The organism is Otoolea muris, from assembly GCF_943193115.1.
GTDB lineage: Bacteria > Bacillota > Clostridia > Lachnospirales > Lachnospiraceae > Otoolea > Otoolea muris.
In genome coordinates this window covers 1-18,316 of sequence record NZ_CALPCY010000001.1, presented here as the reverse complement: position 1 = coordinate 18,316, position 18,316 = coordinate 1, and the positions used below count along the sequence as shown (strand labels likewise).

At 55.1% G+C, this 18,316-nt stretch carries 18 protein-coding genes; 16 read left to right on the top strand and 2 right to left on the bottom strand.

What is annotated here, in order from left to right; translation table 11 throughout:
• Positions 1-2 precede the first annotated feature (2 nt).
• Both NFS31_RS00090 and NFS31_RS00085 read left to right on the top strand, forming a co-directional pair.
• Positions 3-1,328: an FtsW/RodA/SpoVE family cell cycle protein gene (locus NFS31_RS00090; protein WP_251490282.1), complete on the top strand. Its 1,326-nt coding sequence runs from the start codon at positions 3-5 to the stop codon at positions 1,326-1,328.
• A complete protein-coding gene (locus NFS31_RS00085; protein ID WP_331482383.1) occupies positions 1,315-2,850 on the top strand; it encodes a peptidoglycan D,D-transpeptidase FtsI family protein in 1,536 nt (511 codons plus the stop codon). Before NFS31_RS00090 ends, NFS31_RS00085 begins: the two co-directional genes overlap by 14 nt.
• 178 nt (positions 2,851-3,028) lie before the next feature.
• Here NFS31_RS00085 and NFS31_RS00080 read toward each other — a convergent pair whose 3' ends face one another.
• Positions 3,029-3,481, bottom strand: a complete 453-nt coding sequence (locus NFS31_RS00080) for an NUDIX hydrolase (protein ID WP_251490278.1) — start codon at positions 3,479-3,481, stop codon at positions 3,029-3,031.
• A gap of 412 nt (positions 3,482-3,893) precedes the next feature.
• Here NFS31_RS00080 and NFS31_RS00075 point away from each other — a divergent pair, with 412 nt between their 5' ends.
• The 5 genes from NFS31_RS00075 (at position 3,894) to NFS31_RS00055 (ending at position 9,886) form a co-directional block, all read left to right on the top strand.
• Entirely contained in the window at positions 3,894-4,595 is a 702-nt protein-coding gene (locus NFS31_RS00075) for a cell wall hydrolase (protein ID WP_251490276.1), read from the top strand.
• Positions 4,596-4,737: 142 nt separating this feature from the next.
• On the top strand, positions 4,738-6,219 hold the full coding sequence (locus tag NFS31_RS00070) for a carboxypeptidase M32 (RefSeq protein ID WP_251490273.1): 1,482 nt from the start codon (positions 4,738-4,740) through the stop codon (positions 6,217-6,219).
• Positions 6,220-6,274: 55 nt separating this feature from the next.
• The gene (locus NFS31_RS00065) at positions 6,275-6,949 is read left to right on the top strand and encodes a winged helix-turn-helix domain-containing protein (RefSeq protein WP_251490271.1); all 675 of its coding nucleotides are present in this window, start codon (positions 6,275-6,277) and stop codon (positions 6,947-6,949) included.
• A complete protein-coding gene (locus NFS31_RS00060) occupies positions 6,946-8,607 on the top strand; it encodes a sensor histidine kinase (protein WP_251490269.1) in 1,662 nt (553 codons plus the stop codon). The genes NFS31_RS00065 and NFS31_RS00060 overlap by 4 nt, the downstream gene beginning before the upstream one ends.
• Positions 8,608-8,836: 229 nt before the next feature.
• A complete protein-coding gene (locus tag NFS31_RS00055) occupies positions 8,837-9,886 on the top strand; it encodes a Na/Pi cotransporter family protein (protein WP_331482382.1) in 1,050 nt (349 codons plus the stop codon).
• Here the strand turns inward: NFS31_RS00055 and NFS31_RS00050 are convergent.
• Positions 9,824-10,456 carry a YitT family protein gene (locus NFS31_RS00050; protein ID WP_251490265.1) on the bottom strand — a complete coding sequence of 211 codons (633 nt, stop codon included), beginning with the start codon at positions 10,454-10,456 and terminating at the stop codon, positions 9,824-9,826. The two genes, NFS31_RS00055 and NFS31_RS00050, sit on opposite strands and share 63 nt — an antisense overlap.
• Positions 10,457-10,908: 452 nt before the next feature.
• On the opposite strand from NFS31_RS00050, the gene NFS31_RS00045 reads away from it, so the two are divergent.
• From NFS31_RS00045 to NFS31_RS00005, 9 genes are all read left to right on the top strand, one after another.
• Positions 10,909-11,187 (top strand): hypothetical protein, encoded by a 279-nt coding sequence (locus NFS31_RS00045; RefSeq protein WP_251490262.1) that lies wholly within the window; start codon positions 10,909-10,911, stop codon positions 11,185-11,187.
• Between the two features lie 52 nt (positions 11,188-11,239).
• Positions 11,240-11,452 carry a hypothetical protein gene (locus tag NFS31_RS00040; RefSeq protein WP_251490259.1) on the top strand — a complete coding sequence of 71 codons (213 nt, stop codon included), beginning with the start codon at positions 11,240-11,242 and terminating at the stop codon, positions 11,450-11,452.
• Positions 11,453-11,728: 276 nt separating this feature from the next.
• The gene (locus NFS31_RS00035) at positions 11,729-13,078 is read left to right on the top strand and encodes a UDP-glucose dehydrogenase family protein (protein ID WP_251490255.1); all 1,350 of its coding nucleotides are present in this window, start codon (positions 11,729-11,731) and stop codon (positions 13,076-13,078) included.
• A gap of 5 nt (positions 13,079-13,083) precedes the next feature.
• The gene (locus NFS31_RS00030; RefSeq protein ID WP_251490964.1) at positions 13,084-14,016 is read left to right on the top strand and encodes a UDP-glucuronic acid decarboxylase family protein; all 933 of its coding nucleotides are present in this window, start codon (positions 13,084-13,086) and stop codon (positions 14,014-14,016) included.
• Between the two features lie 3 nt (positions 14,017-14,019).
• Positions 14,020-15,048 (top strand): NAD-dependent epimerase/dehydratase family protein, encoded by a 1,029-nt coding sequence (locus tag NFS31_RS00025; protein WP_251490253.1) that lies wholly within the window; start codon positions 14,020-14,022, stop codon positions 15,046-15,048.
• 491 nt (positions 15,049-15,539) lie between these two features.
• Positions 15,540-16,082: a transcription termination/antitermination NusG family protein gene (locus tag NFS31_RS00020; protein ID WP_251490251.1), complete on the top strand. Its 543-nt coding sequence runs from the start codon at positions 15,540-15,542 to the stop codon at positions 16,080-16,082.
• 83 nt (positions 16,083-16,165) lie between these two features.
• Entirely contained in the window at positions 16,166-16,918 is a 753-nt protein-coding gene (locus tag NFS31_RS00015) for a transcription termination/antitermination NusG family protein (protein ID WP_251490248.1), read from the top strand.
• A gap of 82 nt (positions 16,919-17,000) precedes the next feature.
• Entirely contained in the window at positions 17,001-17,153 is a 153-nt protein-coding gene (locus tag NFS31_RS00010) for a hypothetical protein (protein ID WP_251490245.1), read from the top strand.
• Between the two features lie 36 nt (positions 17,154-17,189).
• The coding region (locus NFS31_RS00005; protein ID WP_251490242.1) for a sugar transferase at positions 17,190-18,316 on the top strand (1,127 nt) is incomplete at its 3' end.

Below are 18,316 nucleotides of genomic sequence, written 5' to 3'. Positions count from 1 at the left end.
ACTTGGTTAATCTTGTGACGGCATTATCAAAGTACCTGATGATCCTCCTCATGGCAATCTATACGTATTATAATTTTCGCTATCTGGCCATGAAGGAGGAGGATTCGAGAAAAACGGTGTTAAGGCTGCAGACCGCGGCTTTATTTCTGCTGCACATTCTTGCCTTTTTGGTGCTGTATCTGCGCATGCAGGAAGAACGGCTCTTCATGTTTTACGGGGCCCAGCTCCTCTTTTTTGCGCTGTATCCGGCCTTTTATAAGCTGTTTTACCATAACTGTTCCAGGCTTCTTCTGAATAACGCCTGCCTGTTTCTGTGCGTCAGCCTGATTGTTTTAACCAGGATTTCTTTTGAGCGGGCCCTCCGCCAGTTCGTGTTTATCCTGCTGGGAGCGGCGCTTACCCTGATCATTCCCTTTATCGTCGAGCGGGTCTTTCAGCTCGCGTATATCCCCTGGTTTTACGGATGCCTGGGGCTTAGCCTTCTTGTGGCGGTCTGCCTGTTCGGGGACAAGAGCTATGGGGCGCAGCTCTCGCTGAAAATCGGGACTCTTTCCTTCCAGCCCTCGGAATTTGTGAAAATCAGCTATGTGTTCTTTGCAGCGGCGATGTTCCACCGCTCTGTGTCGTTTCAGAATGTCGCGGCCGCCACGGCAGCCGCGGCCGCGCATGTGCTGATTCTGACGCTCTCAAAGGATCTGGGGAGCGGGCTGTTGTTTTTTGCGTCCTATCTCCTGATGCTGTTTGTGGCGACGTCCAACTGGTTTTATCTCGGGGCCGGGGCAGGCTGCGGGGCTGCGGCTGCGGCTGCGGCTTACCGTCTGTTCTCCCATGTGCGCGCGCGTGTCGCGGCGTGGCAGGACCCATGGGCGGATATTTCCGGAAAGGGCTATCAGGTTTCCCAGTCCCTGTTCGCGATCGGCACGGGCGGATGGTTTGGGATGGGGCTCTGCCAGGGCATGCCAAAGGGTATCCCGGTCGTGGAAAAGGATTTTATTTTTGCCGCGATATCAGAGGAGCTTGGCGGCGTTTTTGCGCTCTGCATCCTTCTGATCTGTCTGGGGTGTTTCCTCCAGTTTATGATGATTGCGGCGAGGATGCAGGCCCTGTTTTATAAGCTGACTGCCTTTGGCTTAGGGGTTATCTATGTGATTCAGGTGTTCTTAACAATCGGCGGCGTTGTCAAATTTATCCCGTCCACGGGCGTCACGCTTCCCTTTGTCAGCTATGGCGGGAGTTCGCTGTTTGCCACCTTTATTTTGTTTGGCGTGATCCAGGGGCTGTATGTGCTCAAGGGCAATGAGGAGGAGGCCGGATATGAAGAGGGATGATACGGCTGCGGGCGGTAAAGGGCGGCCCGCAGGCTTCGCGGGTTTTAAGGGCTTTAAGGGGAAAAAGGCAAAAAAGGAAAAAAAGGAGATAAAGGGCAGGGCGGACGGGAAGATTATGGGAATCGCCTATATGGTGACCGCGGTCTTTATCGCTATGGCCGTTTATTTCGGCTGGTTTATCCAGTTTGAGAGTGAAAATGTGATCGGAAGCCCGTATAATGCCCGGCTGGACCGCTTTTCGGATCGCATTGTGAGGGGCCGTATCGTAAGCAGCGACGGTCAGACGCTGGCGGAGACAATCGTGGCCGCGGACGGGACGGAGACGCGGGGCTGCCCGTTTGGCAGCCTGTTTGTGCACGCCGTGGGCTATTGCGGCTTAAACGGACGGACCGGGCTGGAGGCCCAGGCGAATTATTATCTTCTTTCCTCGCATGTGAACCTGCTTGAAAAGGTGTTCCGTGAGCTGAAGGGGGTGAAAAGCCCGGGCGATCAGGCAGTCGCCACCCTGGATGCGGATCTGCAGAGGGCGGCCGCCGACGCGCTTGGGAGCCATGCGGGCGCGGTGATCGCCATGGAGCCGGATACGGGAAAGATTCTGGCAATGGTTTCCCAGCCGGGATTTGACGCCAATCAGGTGGATGAGATGTGGGAAGCGCTCATTTCCCCGGACAATACGTCTGCCCAGCTTTTAAACCGCGCCACACAGGGACGCTATCCGCCGGGCTCGACCTTTAAGATCCTGACCGCGCTGGAGTATATGAGGGAGAATCCGGATACATGGCAGGATTTTACCTTCCACTGCACAGGCGTTTTTCAGAGCGGCGGGTACGCGATCAAATGCTTTCACAGCGAGGCGCACGGGGATCAGAACCTGATTCAGGCATTTGCCAACTCGTGCAACGGCGCATTCGCGCAGATCGGCCTTTCACTGGATGCGGGCCGCTTTAAGAGCCTGGCGGAGAGCGTCCTGTTTAATTCGCCGCTTCCCTATTCCATGCCGTATAATGAGAGCTCCTTTGTGATGGATGAGGGAGCGGATGAGTGGGAGCGCTTACAGACTGCGATCGGGCAGGGAAAGACGCAGATGACGCCGCTTCACAACCTGCTGCTGATCGCCGCGATCGCGAACGGAGGGACGCTCATGAAGCCGTATATGATTGATCATGTGGAAAATGTGGGGGGACAGACCATCCGCAAATTCCTTCCTTCGGCATATGGCAGCCTGATGTCCGCCTCTGACGCGGCGTTTCTTGCTGAACTTTTAAAGCAGGCCGTGGAGAACGGGACGGGATCCGCCCTTAAGACGGATCGCTATACAGCGGCCGGAAAGACCGGATCCGCGGAATTTGAGACGGGAAAAGAGACGCATTCCTGGTTCGTGGGATATGCCCCGGCTGATAACCCGGCGATCGCCATCTGCGTGATCGCAGAAACAGCCGGCTCCGGGGGGCGGGTCGCCGCTCCTGTCGCGAGGGCTGTATTTGACGCGTACTTTGCAAAACGGCAGGGAGGAGGCGGGTAGAGCGGGAAGAAAGGAAACGTCTCCCCTGCCCGGACGCACAGATCCATGCGGCAAAGATATACTGTTTATGCGGCGCGCGGGGCGGGGAAGAGGGATCTTCCCCGCCCCGGCCGGGACTGTGTGCGCAAAGCTTTCCTGACAGCCCCCTAAGCGAACGGCAGAGCGCGTTCTGACAGGATCAGAAATATTTTTTATTTCCCCAGAGATTACTCTTCTTTAAATCGAGATATTCGTTGTAAGCCTTCTCCAGTATCTGCTTTTCATTTGAAAATTTCAGCAAATGGTATGCTTCGTAGAATTTGTAATATCCGGAGTCAAGGAAATATTCCTCACGCTGTGGTTTACTGTAATAGCTGTCCGCCATCATCAGATACCAGTGAACATCCTTTTCCACCATGTCCTGGGACGTATTAAAGGAATACTGGCTTTTGCCGATGTATTTGATGATGGAGGCCGCGACGCCGGTCTCCTCCCTGACCTCGCGCAGCGCTGTTTCTTTATAGTCTTCTCCTGCTTCTACAGTTCCCTTGGGTAAAACCCAGCCTTCATATTTGTTCTTGTAATTCTTATACAGAACCAGAATTTTACCGCGAAAAATAACCACACCGCCGCAGCTCGTTGCTTCAATCATTGCAATTCCTCCTGGTGTGTGAGTTCCTGTTGGAACAAGTATAACGCTTTTTGGGGTATTATGCAAGGTATGTACTCTCGGAATCTCGCTGCGCCTGATTTTGTGGTTACTGCCCGCACATCAGACAATCCGAATTTTTTCGGTTTGTGTGCATCGCGAAGCGTGTTACTGGGCACAGCCCGGCAGGGATGTGAACAGTAACATTTTGTGAGATTCCGGGAGTGCACAGGCGGGAGGATTGTTTGCGCCGTGAAAAAGGCGGGGGCGCTGACAGCGCAGCATCTAAATATTACGATTTAACATATATTTTTAACGGAAATGACATATATTAGTAAAAAATAGAAATAATAAAGTGTGTAAAACGCAACAGTAAAGTAATAAGGATGGTTGCAAAGAAGAGAAAAGGAGCCATATGTTAAAAATTATGTTAAAGAAAGTAATATGCATCATCTGCGCAGTCCCCCTGCTGGCTGTGCTGAGCCTTGCGCCTTTGAGGATTCTGGCTGAGGAGGACGGCGGATACGGGCAGGCCGGGGCGTGTGCGGAGAATGGGATTTTGGATGGGGAAGCGGGAGATGGGAGCGCTGTCAGAGAGGATATGTTAAGCGGGCCTGCCGGGAACGCGGCGGCCCAGGAGGAAGCGGCCGGGAACGGCGGCTCAGGGGAAGGGGAAACAGTGGACGGCATGGCGGATGGCGCCGGGTCCGGAGAGGGGGCGTCCGAAGGAGCTGACAAGGTTTTTGGCGCAGGGGACGCGGGAACGGGCGCGCTTTCGTATACGGAGGATGATTTGTATGTGATGGCGCATGTCCTGGCCGGGGAGTGCCAGAGTTATCCGGATGAGGAGCAGCTCTACGTGGGCTCTGTGGTTTTGAACCGGAGAAACCATCCTTCGTTTCCGGATACGGTGAGAGGGGTGGTGTTTCAGAAGGGGCAGTATACGTGTACGCGGGACGGGAATTATTACAGGGAGCCGACGGGAAGGAACTGGGAGAATGCGAGAAGGCTCCTGGAATCGGGGAGCGTGCTTCCCGGACATGTGATCTGGCAATCCGGGAGGAGACAGGGGCGCGGGGTATATATTAGGACGAGATGGCATTATTATTGTTATTGAGCCAAAGCTTCCGCTCCGATTTGTAGCAAATATGTAACGATTAAGGCCGTCTGGGCCGTTTGATTATTTTCCACATTTTTTTTAAGAAATGTGATATACTAATGGCGATTAATATTCACTTACATCAAAGGAGATGAACAAAATGAACAGAGCATTTGAGAGGTTCGAGGCTGTGATGGAGAAGGCGATGGCCCTTCAGGCGGCGATGACCTTGTTTGAGTGGGATAATGAGACGCTGGCGCCAAAAGAAGCGGATGAGTATACGGCCAAAACCATTGGTTCACTGTCGGAGCAGTACCGTGAGATGATGGTTTCAGAGGAGATGAGAGGGGCCGCAGCGGCGTGCTGCCGGGAGGGCGGTCTTTCAGGGACGGAAGAGGCTATGCTTAAAGAGGTTAAGGAGGAGATGGAGCGGCTCTCCTGCATACCGGCCGGGGAGTACCGGGAGTTTGCAAAGCTTCGGGCGGTTGCGACCGGGGTTTGGGCAAAGGCAAAGGAGGAGCAGGATTTCCAGAAGTTTGCCCCGATGCTGGAGACGATCGTGGAGTATCAGAAGCGGTTTGCCTCCTACCAGGCAAAGGAGGGACAGAAGCTCTATGATGTGATGCTTGACTCGTATGAAAAGGATTTTTCCATGGAAGCGCTGGATGCGTTCTTTGGGGAGCTCAGGGAAGCGCTTGTGCCGCTGCAAAGAAAAGCGCAGAAAGCGTGCGCGGATGTGGACGATTCATTTTTGTCAGCGGATTATCCGCTTCACGCGCAGGAGGAGGCCGCGCGCTTTCTGGCAGAGTATGTGGGCTTTGATTTTAACAGGGGCGTGATGGCGGTGAGCGCCCATCCCTTTACGACGAACCTGCACAATCACGATGTGCGGATTACCACGCACTACAGAAAACGGATCGATTCGTCGATCTTTTCCGTGATCCATGAGACGGGGCATGCGCTGTATGAGCTCGGGATCCGGGATGATCTGACGCAGACCGTGCTGGGGCAGGGTTCGTCTATGGGCATGCATGAGTGCCAGTCGCGTTTTTTTGAAAATATCATCGGGAGAAGCAGGGCCTTTTGGGAGCCGATCTATGGGCGGGTGACAGAGATCTTTGGGGAACCGCTTAAAAGCGTGGCCCTGGACGATTTTCTGGCGGCTGTAAACCGGACCGCGCCGGGCCTTATACGGACCGAGGCGGACGAGCTGTCGTATTCGCTCCATGTGCTGATCCGGTATGAGATCGAAAAAATGCTCATCGAGGACGATGTGCCGGTAACGGATCTCCCGGAGATCTGGAACCGGAAATATGAGGAATATCTGGGCGTGCGCCCCGGGAACGATGCGGAAGGGGCGCTGCAGGATATCCACTGGTCGCAGGGGTCGTTTGGCTATTTCCCGTCCTACGCGCTGGGGAGCGCCTTTGGGGCGCAGATATATTTCCACATGAAAAAGGAGATGGATCTGGACCGGCTCTTGCGGGAGGGAAGGCTGGATGTGATCCGGGCGTATTTAAGGGAGCGCATCCACCAGTACGGAAAGCTGAAAACGAGCCGCGAGCTTCTGAGAGAAATCACAGGAGAGGATTTTTCACCGAAATACTATATACAGTACCTGAAGGACAAATATGGGAGATGATGCTGCGAACGCGCAGCCATCCAGATGTACTCTCGGAGAAAGGGGAGGAATGCCGATGATTTTTTGTGTAGAGGATGACAGCAGTATCCGTGAGCTGATGATCTATGCCCTGCGCAGCGCAGGGCTTGAGGCAGCCGGCTTTTCGGAGGCGGGATCATTCTGGGCGGCGCTGCGGGAGACAAAGCCGGATCTGGTGATGTTAGATATCATGCTCCCGGGCGAGGACGGGATCTCGGTTTTAAAGCGGATGCGCGCCGATCCGGCCGCGGCGCAGATTCCGGTCATCATGGCGACCGCGAAGGGAACGGAGTATGACAAGGTGATGGGGCTTGACCTTGGCGCGGATGATTATCTGTCCAAGCCGTTTGGTATGATGGAAATGGTTTCGCGCGTGAAGGCCGTGCTGCGCCGCTCGCGCCCGGAGCCGGAAAAGGAGGCGCTGCGGGCAGGCGGGCTCGTGCTGAACGAGAATGAGCACACAGTAAAGTGGAACCATGAAGAGGTAAATCTGACAAGAAAGGAATATGAGCTGCTTTTAAAGTTCATGAGGCATCCGGGGCGGGTATTTACCAGGGAGGAGCTTCTGTTCAGCATCTGGGGCGCGGAGTTTGCGGGCGAGACGAGGACGATCGACGTACATATCGGCACGCTCCGCACGAAGCTTCAGGACGCCGGCGCGTATATAAAGACCGTCCGCGGCGTGGGCTACCGGATGGAGGGGCCGCGATGACGAGACGTATTTTCCAGTCAATCTGCGTTGCCTCCATCAGCGTGTTTCTGGCCTCTGCCGCGGTCATACTGGGAGTGCTGTACGACGATTTTTCAGAAATCCAGATGAACCGCCTGCGGGCGCAGACCGAGCTGGCGGCGCAGGGCGCCGCCCATGAAGGGGCCGCTTATTTTAGGGATTTGGAGGCCGGGATTTACCGCATCACCTGGATCGGACCGGACGGAGCGGTGCTCTACGACACCGGGTCAGATGCCGCCGGGATGGACAGCCACCTGGGGCGCGAGGAGATCGCGGCCGCCCTGCGCGACGGCTATGGCGAGAGCGTCCGCTACTCGGACACATTAACGGAACGCCTGTTCTATACTGCCAAGCGGCTTCCGGACGGCAGCGTGCTGCGGCTGGCGGATACACAGTACACGGTATGGATGCTGCTCGCGGGCGTCCTGGATAAGGTGCTGATCGTTGCGGGCCTGGCTGTCCTTCTTTCTCTTTTTCTGGCCTTCCGCCTCTCAAAAAGCATTGTAAAGCCGCTCAATGATCTGAATCTGGACGAGCCGGCGGATCAGGGGAGTTATCCGGAGCTGCGGCCGGTGCTGGAACGCATTGCCAGCCAGCAGAGGCAGCTAAAACGCCAGGCATTGGAGCTGCGCCAGCGGCAGGCCCAATTTAACGCGGCCGCGGACAATATGAACGAGGGGCTGATTCTCTTAAACGGGAAAGGGGTAGTTTTAAGCGTCAACCACGCGGCGTCCCGGCTTCTCGGCCTTCCGGCGTCCTGCGCAGGGGAGGACATCCTCGCGGCGTGCTTTTCCACCGGACTTAAGGCGCTGTTAGAGCAGGCAAAATCCGGTGAATATGCGCAGACCGTAATGCGGGCCGGCGAACTGGAATATCAGATCAACGCGAGCCCGATTGTCACCGGGCAGACGGTGGCCGGTATTGTGCTGCTCATCTTTGACATTACGGAAAAACAGAGCGCGGAGCAGATGCGCCGTGAGTTTACGGCCAATGTCTCGCATGAGCTCAAAACGCCCCTGCACTCCATTTCCGGTTATGCGGAGCTTTTGAAGGAAGGACTTGTAAAGCCGGAGGATATCGCCGCCTTTTCAGAGCGGATCTGGCTGGAGGCGCAGCGCATGATTGCCCTGGTGGGGGATATTATCAGCCTGTCCCATTTAGACGAGGGGACAGGCGATGTAAAACGGGAAAACGTGGATCTGTACGAGCTGGCCGAAAGCATGGTGCAGAGGCTTAAGCCCAAGGCAGAGGCGGCGGGGATCCGCCTGACATTATGCGGAAGCGCCGCTCCGGTGTACGGCGTTTTGCAGCTAATCAGCAGCATTATTTTTAACCTCTGTGACAATGCGATCCAATATAACCGGGCGGGCGGCGAGGCGGAGGTCAGGGTGTTTAACCGGGAGAAGGAGGCCGTCTTATCCGTGCGCGATACGGGGATCGGGATACCGGCAGAGCATCAGGAGCGCGTGTTTGAACGGTTTTACCGCGTGGACAAAAGCCATTCCAGGGAGATCGGCGGGACGGGCCTTGGCCTCTCGATTGTCAAGCACGCGGCAAGGCTGCATCACGCCCGGATCGAGCTGGAGAGCGCCCCGGGGCGCGGAACGACGGTGACGGTGCGGTTTCCGAAGGATGGGTAACGGTTCGTGTTACCGGAACCGTTACGGGACAGGGATGCGGCGGGCGCGGATAGCGAATTCATGCAATGCTGCGCCAGATACTTTACACAGATTTTACAAATCCCGGATAACAAATTTGATATTTGCATGATACCATGGTTCCATAAAATCAGGTTCCTGTTTGCGTGACGGCCTCTGCGGCCGGGCAGCGGACGGGAATCAAATACGAAAAAAGAAAGGATTGGATTTTATGGATATATTTCATGCGCTGACGATGCTGGGAGGCTTGAGTCTGTTTCTGTTCGGCATGAATCTGATGGGCCAGGCGCTGGAGCGCCGGGCGGGCGGGAGCCTGGAAGCGCTTCTAAAAAAGCTGACAACAAACAAAATTGCCGGGCTTCTTACCGGGCTGGGGGTTACGGCCGTGATCCAGAGCTCCTCCGCGACAACCGTCATGGTAGTCGGTTTTGTAAGCTCCGGGCTCATGACGCTTAAGCAGGCGGTCCATGTGATTATGGGCGCGAATATCGGCACAACGGTCACGGCATGGTTTCTCAGCCTGGCCGGGATCGACGGGGGCAGCATGTTTGTGAGGCTGCTCAAGCCATCCTCGTTTACCCCGGTTCTGGCATTTGCCGGGATGCTGCTCTATATGTTTTTTAAGGAGGAAAAGAAGAAGGAAACGGGCCTTATCCTGCTCGGATTTGCGATTCTCATGTCCGGCATGGAGCAAATGTCCGGCGCTGTCTCGGGACTGAGCAGTGTTCCGGCCTTCCAACGCCTCTTTATCATGTTCCAGAACCCGATCCTGGGCCTTCTGGCCGGCGCGCTCTTAACGGCCGCCATCCAGTCAAGCTCCGCTTCCGTAGGGATCCTGCAGGCGCTGGCCGCCACAGGCGCCGTTACCTACGGCGCGGCCATTCCCATTATCATGGGCCAGAATATCGGAACATGTGCGACCGCGATGATTTCCTGCGTGGGAGCGGGGAAGAATGCAAAGCGCGCCGCATTGGTGCATCTGTCCTTTAATGTCATCGGTTCAGCGGTCTGCCTGACGGTGTTTATGGCCCTGCGGGCGCTTTACAGCCCCCTGTTCCTGACAGAAGCGGCCTCCCTGACTGGCATCGCCGCGGCCCACACGGTATTTAATGTCCTGTGCGTGCTGCTGATGCTGCCGCTGTCCGGATTTCTGGAACGGCTGGTCCGCCGCCTGATCCCGGACGGCATGCCGGTAAAATCAGCCGGACGGCTGTTTGGGAAGCGGTATGCGCTGAATCCACCCAATGATCTGCCCGGATAAGAGGACGGTTAAGACGGAATAGCCGATTTTCCGGATCGGGATATAGCTTAAGGACAGGCCAAGGACGATGAAGTCAGTCAGGAGGTAAACCCGCTCAATCTTCCATTTGGTCAGGTGCGACAGGCTCATGGCCAGGGCGTCGTCCCCGCCCGGCGCGCCTCCGATCCGCACGCATACGCCGGCGCCGGCGCCGACAAACACGGCCCCGTAAAGGGAGGCGAAAAGAGGGACATCCGCGAGCCAGGGCCACAGGGGTTCGGTCTGCTCGCACAGTTTGTAGGAAATGGAAAAGCCTGCGGATGCGATGGCGGAATAGCCGATAAATTCCTTTCCAAGCAGACGAAAGCCCAGAGCATAGCAGGCGATATTCATGACAAGGCCGGACACGGCCGGGGATATGCGGGCCCAGCGCTCAAGAAGAAGCGTCATGCCCAGGACGCCCCCTTCCGTGACGCCGGAAAACGAATGCACATGATAGAGCCCAAAGGCCAGAAACGCGCTGCTCAGGAATGCGGCGGCGCAGGAGAGAGGGTTGAGGTTTGGGAGCTTTGGGGACAACTTTTGGAACAAGATAAAATCTTCCTTTCTTATATGTTTCCAGCCGCTGGCTGTTTTATTCCCGCGAGCAACGAGCCAAGTGGGCATGCTTGCATGCACATTTGGCGACTGCCGCGAGGGTCAAATACCCCGCTGCTCTGCAGCGCTGCAAGTTTGACGCCCCGTTGCTTGCAGCGGGGTTGTTGACTTTCTCCATGAACTATAATATGAATGCAGGCGGAAGTCAAGCGCGGCTGAGTTTGTGGATCTGCGGAATGATATTCTGTCATGTCCGGGTAAGTTAAGCCGTGAAGGGGCCGTTTGCTTCGCACTATCTGGGCTGTTACTATTGAAAAACTTATAGAGAGCCGGTATAATCCATACATAAGGATCCTTCTGTGGCCATTGAGACACAACGTATAAAAAGCTTTTGAAAACAGAATGATCCTGTACAGATGGAACATGATTTTTGAAAGGAGCGCTGTATGGCAAGATATTTTAATGTAAGCGCGGCATGTAAGCCGGAACTTCACTATATGGTAGATTTCACGGATAGGCTTAAGCAAATCCGCTCCATGGTGGATGCATGGCAGTATTTTACCATAAACCGAGCCAGGCAGTATGGGAAGACGATGACTCTGCGGGCGCTGGGGCGCTTTTTAAAAGAGGATTATCTTGTCATCAGCCTCGATTTTCAAAAAGAGATGAGCGCTGCAAAATTTTGCAATGAACATGCTCGGCAGTGTTTGCGAAGTCATTTTTAATGAAGATTGAGGGGGGCGGGACGGATTTAAAAATGTTCTGGAAGACTTTAAAATGAGCCTGCAAAGAGACGAGGGAGGGCTGGATTTGGTTGAGTTGTTCCGCTATTTGAGCGCGGTATGCAGGGAGGCGGAAAAACCGATTGTTTTGATGATTGACGAGGCCGACAGCGCTGCCAACAATCAGGTATTTATAGATTTCCTGGCACAACTGCGAGGGTATTATATCGACCGGGATGAAACGGCGACATTTTGTCTGTCATTTTAGTGAGGCGGCGTAGGTTGTTTTAAAACAGGAGGGCGCGTGTTTATGTCCCAATAAACAGGAGTGTGTGTGCTGGGCAGGAATAGATGAGGGAGAAGCCAGGCGTCTGAGTCAAATGAACGGCTCAGGCGCTTTTTATTGACTGGAAACGGATGCCAGGTTTCGTAGAATACCTTGAGATTCAATCCTTATATTTCTCCCAAATCCGCCGATATTCCAACTGGAGTTTATGCATATGCCTGACAGGCGGTGCGTTTAACAAAAAGAGGAGAGATTGGTGTGAGAATCGCAGTGATTGGAACCGGATATGTGGGCCTCGTGACAGGCGCGTGTTTTTCGGAGATGGGCAATAAAATCTGGTGTGTGGATGTGGATGAGAAAAAGATTGAAAATTTAAACAACGGGATCATCCCCATTTTTGAGCCGGGTCTTGCGGATATGGTGGCGAGGAACCAGAAGCAGGGACATCTGCGCTTTACGACAGGCATTGAGGAAGCGCTGGCGCAGTGCGAGATTTGCTTTATCGCGGTGGGGACGCCGATGGGCGAGGACGGGAGCGCGGATCTGCAGTACGTGACGGCTGTGGCAAAGGACATCGGCCGTTATATGGCGCGCCACATGTATGTGGTTGATAAATCAACGGTTCCGGTGGGGACGGCCGCGGCGGTGCGGGAGGCGGTACAGGAAGAGCTTGACAGGCGCGGCTCGGATCTGACGTTTGACGTGATCTCCAATCCGGAGTTTTTGAAAGAGGGATCGGCGGTAAGCGACTGCTTAAAGCCGGACCGCATCGTGATCGGCGCGGACAGCGAGGACGCGGCTGAGCTGATGAAAGAACTCTATAAGCCGTATGTGATGAATACTGAAAATTTTATTGTCATGGACGTGGCCAGCGCGGAGATGACGAAGTATGCGGCAAACTGTATGCTTGCCACAAAGATCTCGTTTATGAATGAGATTTCCAATATCTGTGAGCGCGTGGGCGCGGATGTGAATAAAGTGAGGATGGGCATTGGCAGCGACAGGCGGATCGGTTATTCCTTTATTTACCCGGGCTGCGGGTACGGCGGAAGCTGCTTCCCCAAAGATGTGAAGGCGCTGATCCGCACCGCGGGCCAGTACGGCTACCATACAAGGCTTTTGCAGGCTGTGGAGGACGTGAACCAGGCGCAGAAACGGGTGCTGGTGGAGAAGATCACCGGGCGTTTCGGAGAAGATCTGTCGGGAAAATGTTTTGCCATCTGGGGGCTTGCGTTTAAGCCGGATACGGACGATATGCGCGAGGCGGCGGCGCTGACGATCATCTCTGAGCTGACGGCGGCGGGCGCGGCGGTGCAGGCATATGACCCCAAGGCCATGGCGGATGCAAAGGAATTTTACTTAAAGGGAAATGATCGCGTGACCTATTGCGACACCAAGTATGAGGCGCTTAAGGGGGCGGACGCCCTGGTGCTGGTTACGGAGTGGAAGGAGTTCAGGAGCCCTGATTTTTATGAGATTAAGGCCCGGCTCCGCGAGCCGGTTATTTTTGACGGCAGAAATCAGTACAGCCCGAAGCGGATTGCCCGGTACGGCCTGGAATATTACCAGATTGGCGCGCGCCCGGTGATCGGCAGGGAGGAAAATTGAACCGGGTGCTTGTGACCGGGGGAGCCGGATTTTTGGGTTCCCATCTGTGCGAGCGGCTTGTGCGGGAGGGAAATGACGTCATCTGTGCGGACAACTTATTTGTGGGCAGAAAGGATCACATCCGGCATCTGCTCGGCAATCCGTACTTTGAGTTCATCCGTCATGACATCACCGCGCCGCTTTACGTGGAGGTGGATCAGATCTATAATCTGGCCTGTCCGGCGAGCCCGGTCCATTATCAGTACAATCCTATCAAGACGGCCAAGACCAGTGTGCTGGGCGCGATGAATATGCTGGGTCTGGCCAAGCGGGTCCATGCGAGGATTCTGCAGGCATCGACCTCCGAGGTGTACGGAGATCCGCAGATCCATCCGCAGGAGGAGAGCTACCGGGGCTGTGTGAACCCCATTGGGGTGCGCTCGTGCTATGACGAGGGCAAACGGATGGCGGAGAGCCTGATGTTTGATTACCGCCGCTCGCACGGCGTGGAGATCAAGGTGATCCGTATTTTTAATACCTACGGGCCGCGCATGAATCCGGACGACGGCCGCGTGGTCAGCAATTTTATCGTACAGGCCCTGAAAAACGAGAATATCACGATTTATGGGGACGGCACGCAGACGAGAAGCTTCTGCTATGTGGACGACCTGATTGAAGGCATGGTGCGGATGATGAATTCCAGGGCTGATTTTACGGGGCCGTGCAATATCGGGAACCCGGGTGAATTTACGATTTTGGAGCTGGCGCGCAAGGTAGTTGAGCTGACAGGGAGCCGATCGAGGCTGGTCTATAAGCCTCTGCCGCCGGATGATCCCGCGCAGCGGCAGCCGGTGATACGGCTTGCGAAGGAGGAACTTGGCTGGGAACCGTCAGTCGGGCTGACAGAGGGACTTGAGAAGACAATTGCATATTTCAGGGGAATCATTCAGGAGGGATAACAGATGGAGACAGGCAGGACGGACGGCGGCAAAGAGAACGGGAAGATTCTGGTAACCGGCGGGGCGGGTTTTATCGGCTTTCATTTGAGCAGGGCGCTTTTAGAGGAAGGCTTTTCGGTGACTGCCATAGACAATTTAAATGATTATTATGAGGTCAGTTTAAAGGAGGCGCGCCTTGCGATCCTCAGGGAATATCCGGAATTTTCGTTTGAGCGGATTAATTTGGCGGATATGGAGGGGGTGAAGGCGGTGTTTGAGCGGGAGCGTCCGGGGATTGTGGTAAACCTGGCGGCTCAGGCCGGCGTGCGCTACAGCATTGACCACCCGGAGGCATATGTGGAGTCGAACCTGATCGGCTTTTTTAATATACTGGAATGCTGCCGCCGTTACCCGGTAAGCCATTTGCTGTTCGCCTCATCGAGCTCTGTGTACGGGGCAAATAAAAAGGTTCCCTATTCGACACAGGATAAGACGGATCAGCCGGTGAGCCTGTATGCGGCGACCAAAAAGTCGAATGAGCTGCTGGCGTATTCATACTGCAAGCTTTACGGGATTCCTGCCACGGGCCTTCGCTTTTTCACGGTTTACGGCCCTTACGGTCGGCCGGATATGGCGTACTTTTCCTTTACGAGGAAGATTTTAAATGGGCAGGCGATCCAGATCTTTAATCATGGCGATATGTACCGCGATTTTACGTATGTGGATGACATCGTGAAAGGGATCCGGGCTATGCTTTTTGCTGCGCCGGGAGAGGATGAGAACGGCGTTCAGTATAAGGTCTACAATATCGGAAACCACCACCCGGAAAAGCTTCTGGATTTTGTGGCGATTCTGGAGGAATGCCTGGGGAAGAAGGCGCAGACGGAGCTTTTGCCCATGCAGCCGGGGGATGTGTACCAGACGTATGCGGATGTGGAGGATCTGACGCGCGATTTCGGCTTTGCGCCGGATACGGGGCTTAGACACGGGCTGGAGCAGTTTGTGGAGTGGTATAAAACGTATTATGGAGAGCGCCCGGATAGGCAGGTGTAACGGGTGATATGTGCGGGCCATCAATGTAGGAGATTGCTGGCCCGCTGCTTTTTTGCGGTAATTACGGCCTGTAATACTTCGCTATTGGGGTTTCTTAAGTAAATAAGACATCGGAGCGCAGGACATAACCGATGTTTGACGTCTAATGACAGCCTGGATTTTTGTAAGGATTCTGTGGATTATTTTTTCTCAGCGATGTTGGTGATTTTATATAAAAGGGAATAAATACGGCAAACCATATCACAGGCGCTTCGTAGAATAACGTATTCTAAGAAATTTCATTCATTATACTACGGTTTTCCCCTGATTTCAATAGCAGTTTCTCTCAAAAATGTTTTAAAATTCTATAAATATTCTTTGTGAATTTCTTAATTAAAAATCACTGAAAAGTAAATCAGACAATTAAATAAATTTCAACACAGTTCCCTTTCGTAGATTACGTTATTCTACGAAATCCATAGACGGCTGTAATGCCAGAAGAGGTATGTCAAATGGAGCAGTGGTATGTGTTAAAAACCGTCCCGGGAAGGGAACAGAAAGCGGCTGAGCTTGTACAGCGGGCCGTAACGCCCGGCCTCTTTAAGGAGTGCCGGGTTCTCAGGAAAGTAAAAGTATTCCGCTCCGGCGGGGCGCTGCGCTTTTTGGAGGATGTGTTGTTTCCGGGGTATATATTTGTCCGTACGGCTTGCCCCGGGGCGCTGGAAAAAGAGCTTAAACGCTCCGGGGATTTTCCGCAGTTTCCGTCCGTCACTCCCGTGGAGCCGGCTGATCTGGCGTTTTTGAAGCATGTATGCGGCAGGGATCTGAACCAGCCCATGGGCGTGACCAGGCTGACCCTGGACGGGGACAGCCGGATTGTCCGGGCGGACGGGGTTCTGAACGGCTATTTAAACCGGATCATAAAGCTGAATCTCCATAAACGGTTTGCGCTGGCGCAGGTAGAGCTGTTTGGCCGGATTCAGCCCGTGCTGTTCGGCGTGACGCTGGAGCAGGACGGCCGGTTTTGTCCGGTGCGCACAGTTCGGGCCGGGTGAGGCGGAAATTGTATAAAAGAACATTTGGTAACCCGTGTGTGGTCTTATGCCATGGGCGGGGGAAGAGTGGGACACAGGGCGGCATGGATTTTGTATACATTCGGACATGGGAAAGGAATCGTATACAAAACAGCCATGGAGCCGGGGAGGGAAAGAAGGCCCGGGGGCCGGAATCGCTTCCCGGATGGCGGAGCCTGCCCGGGCGGGAAAGGGACGTTTCGATGTGGTATGTTATCCAGACCATGACAGGAAAAGAGCAGGAGGCGGCGGACGCCATCGACCGGGTCCTGGAAGGGAGCTGCTATGAAAAATGCTTCGTGATCCGCCGCGAATGCGTCTGGCGGCTGGAGGGGCGTTTGCGCGTCCATGTGGAACCGCTCTTTCCCTCGTATGTGTTTGCGGAAATCGATGAGACGAAAAAGGCCGGGGCAGCGGGCGAACTGTTCCATGCGCTGAGACGCGTCCCCAGGCTGACAAAGCTGCTGGGCGGCGCGGGAGGCGCGGACGGCGCAGGAGGGGCGGGCGGTGGGGCCCGTGTGAAAGGCGCGGCCGGGGCGGGTCCGGACCATGAAAGCTGCGTATTCCAGGCCGTGGAGAGCGGGGAGGAACAGCTCCTTAAGGAGATGGCGCAGGGGGATAAGGACTTTATCATCCGGCGCTCCCCGGTTAAGGTGGATGAAGACGGGGAGATCCTATGGGCGGGCGGGGCGCTTACGGCCTATACGGACCGGATTGTGAAAAAGAGGCTGCGCAAACGCTATGTCGTGGTGGAAATCCCGTTTCTTGGGAGCGCAAGGCGGGTTCAGATGGGGATCCGTCTGGAAGGGGATCCGTGAAGCAAGACGGGAAGGAATATGAGATATAAAGGGATATTCACTTATTCGATATAAAGGGCTGTAAGTTATGAGAAAAACCGATATGCAGGACAGAAAAAAGCTGCGGTACGAGCGCTGCGCGGTATGTAAGAGGGAAACGGATGTGCCGGTGGACTTAGAAACCAGCCGGCGGCGTTTCTATATAGAAGGCGCAGGCCAGCTCTGCCCGGCGTGCTACAGGGAATTGTACGGGTAAAGAACTGTCACAAAATCGCAGCAGGAGTGGATACAAATGCAAAAATACGAACAATACAAACGGATGCTCCGGTTCCTGCTGTCGCTGCTGTTCACAGCGGCGCAGGCCGGGGTGTTTTACTGCACATGGATGGCCTGTTACAACGGGCTGATGGAGAGCCCGTTCCAGCGGAAGGGCAACTGGCTGATGGCCGCGTTCTACACGCTGCTCATCCTCCTCTTTGCCCATATGTACAGCGGCTGGCGGATCGGGGCGCTGAAAGCCTTCCACCTGATCTGGTCCCAAAGCCTAAGCCTCCTCTTCGCCAACGCGGTGATCTACCTGGTAATCACGCTCCTGACGAAACGCTTCCAGACCTTCATCCCGCTGCTGGGCATGTCCGCGGCCCAGTGCGTGTTCACCGCCCTCTGGGGCATGGCCAGCACAGCGTGCTACCTGCGGGCCTATCCGCCGCGGCGGGTGCTGATGGTGTACGGCGACCGCCCGAACCTGGGGCTGGTGCGGAAGTTTCACAGCCGTGAAGACCGCTATATCATCTGTGAAACCATACATATATCCGAGGGCATGGAACGCATCGCGGAGCGGATCCGGGAATATGAAGGCGTCGTGATCGGGGACATCCCCACGCCGCCGCGCAACCGGATCCTTAAATACTGCTATGAGACATCGGTGCGGACGTATACGAGCCCCAAGATATCGGACATCTTAATCCGCAGCGCGGAGAGCCAGCACTTGTTTGACACGCCGATCCTGCTGTCAAGGAACAGCGGCCTGACCTTTGAGCAGCGGGTGGTGAAGCGGGCGGCGGATATCGTGTTCTCGCTGGCGGCAGTTGTACTCCTTTCCCCGCTTATGGCGCTTACGGCGCTGGCGGTGAAGCTGGAGGACGGCGGCCCGGCCCTCTTTAGACAGAAACGCGCCACCTTAAACGGCCGGGTCTTTGAGGTGCTTAAGTTCCGCAGCATGGTGGTGGACGCGGAGCGGGAGGGCGCCCCGGTCCCGGCCACGGGGCGGGACGCGAGGATCACAAAGGTGGGCCGTATCATCCGCGCGTGCCGGATCGACGAGCTCCCCCAGCTTTTCAACATTTTAAAGGGGGAAATGAGCCTGGTGGGGCCCAGGCCGGAGCGGCTGGAGCATGTGGAGAAATATTCGCGCGACAT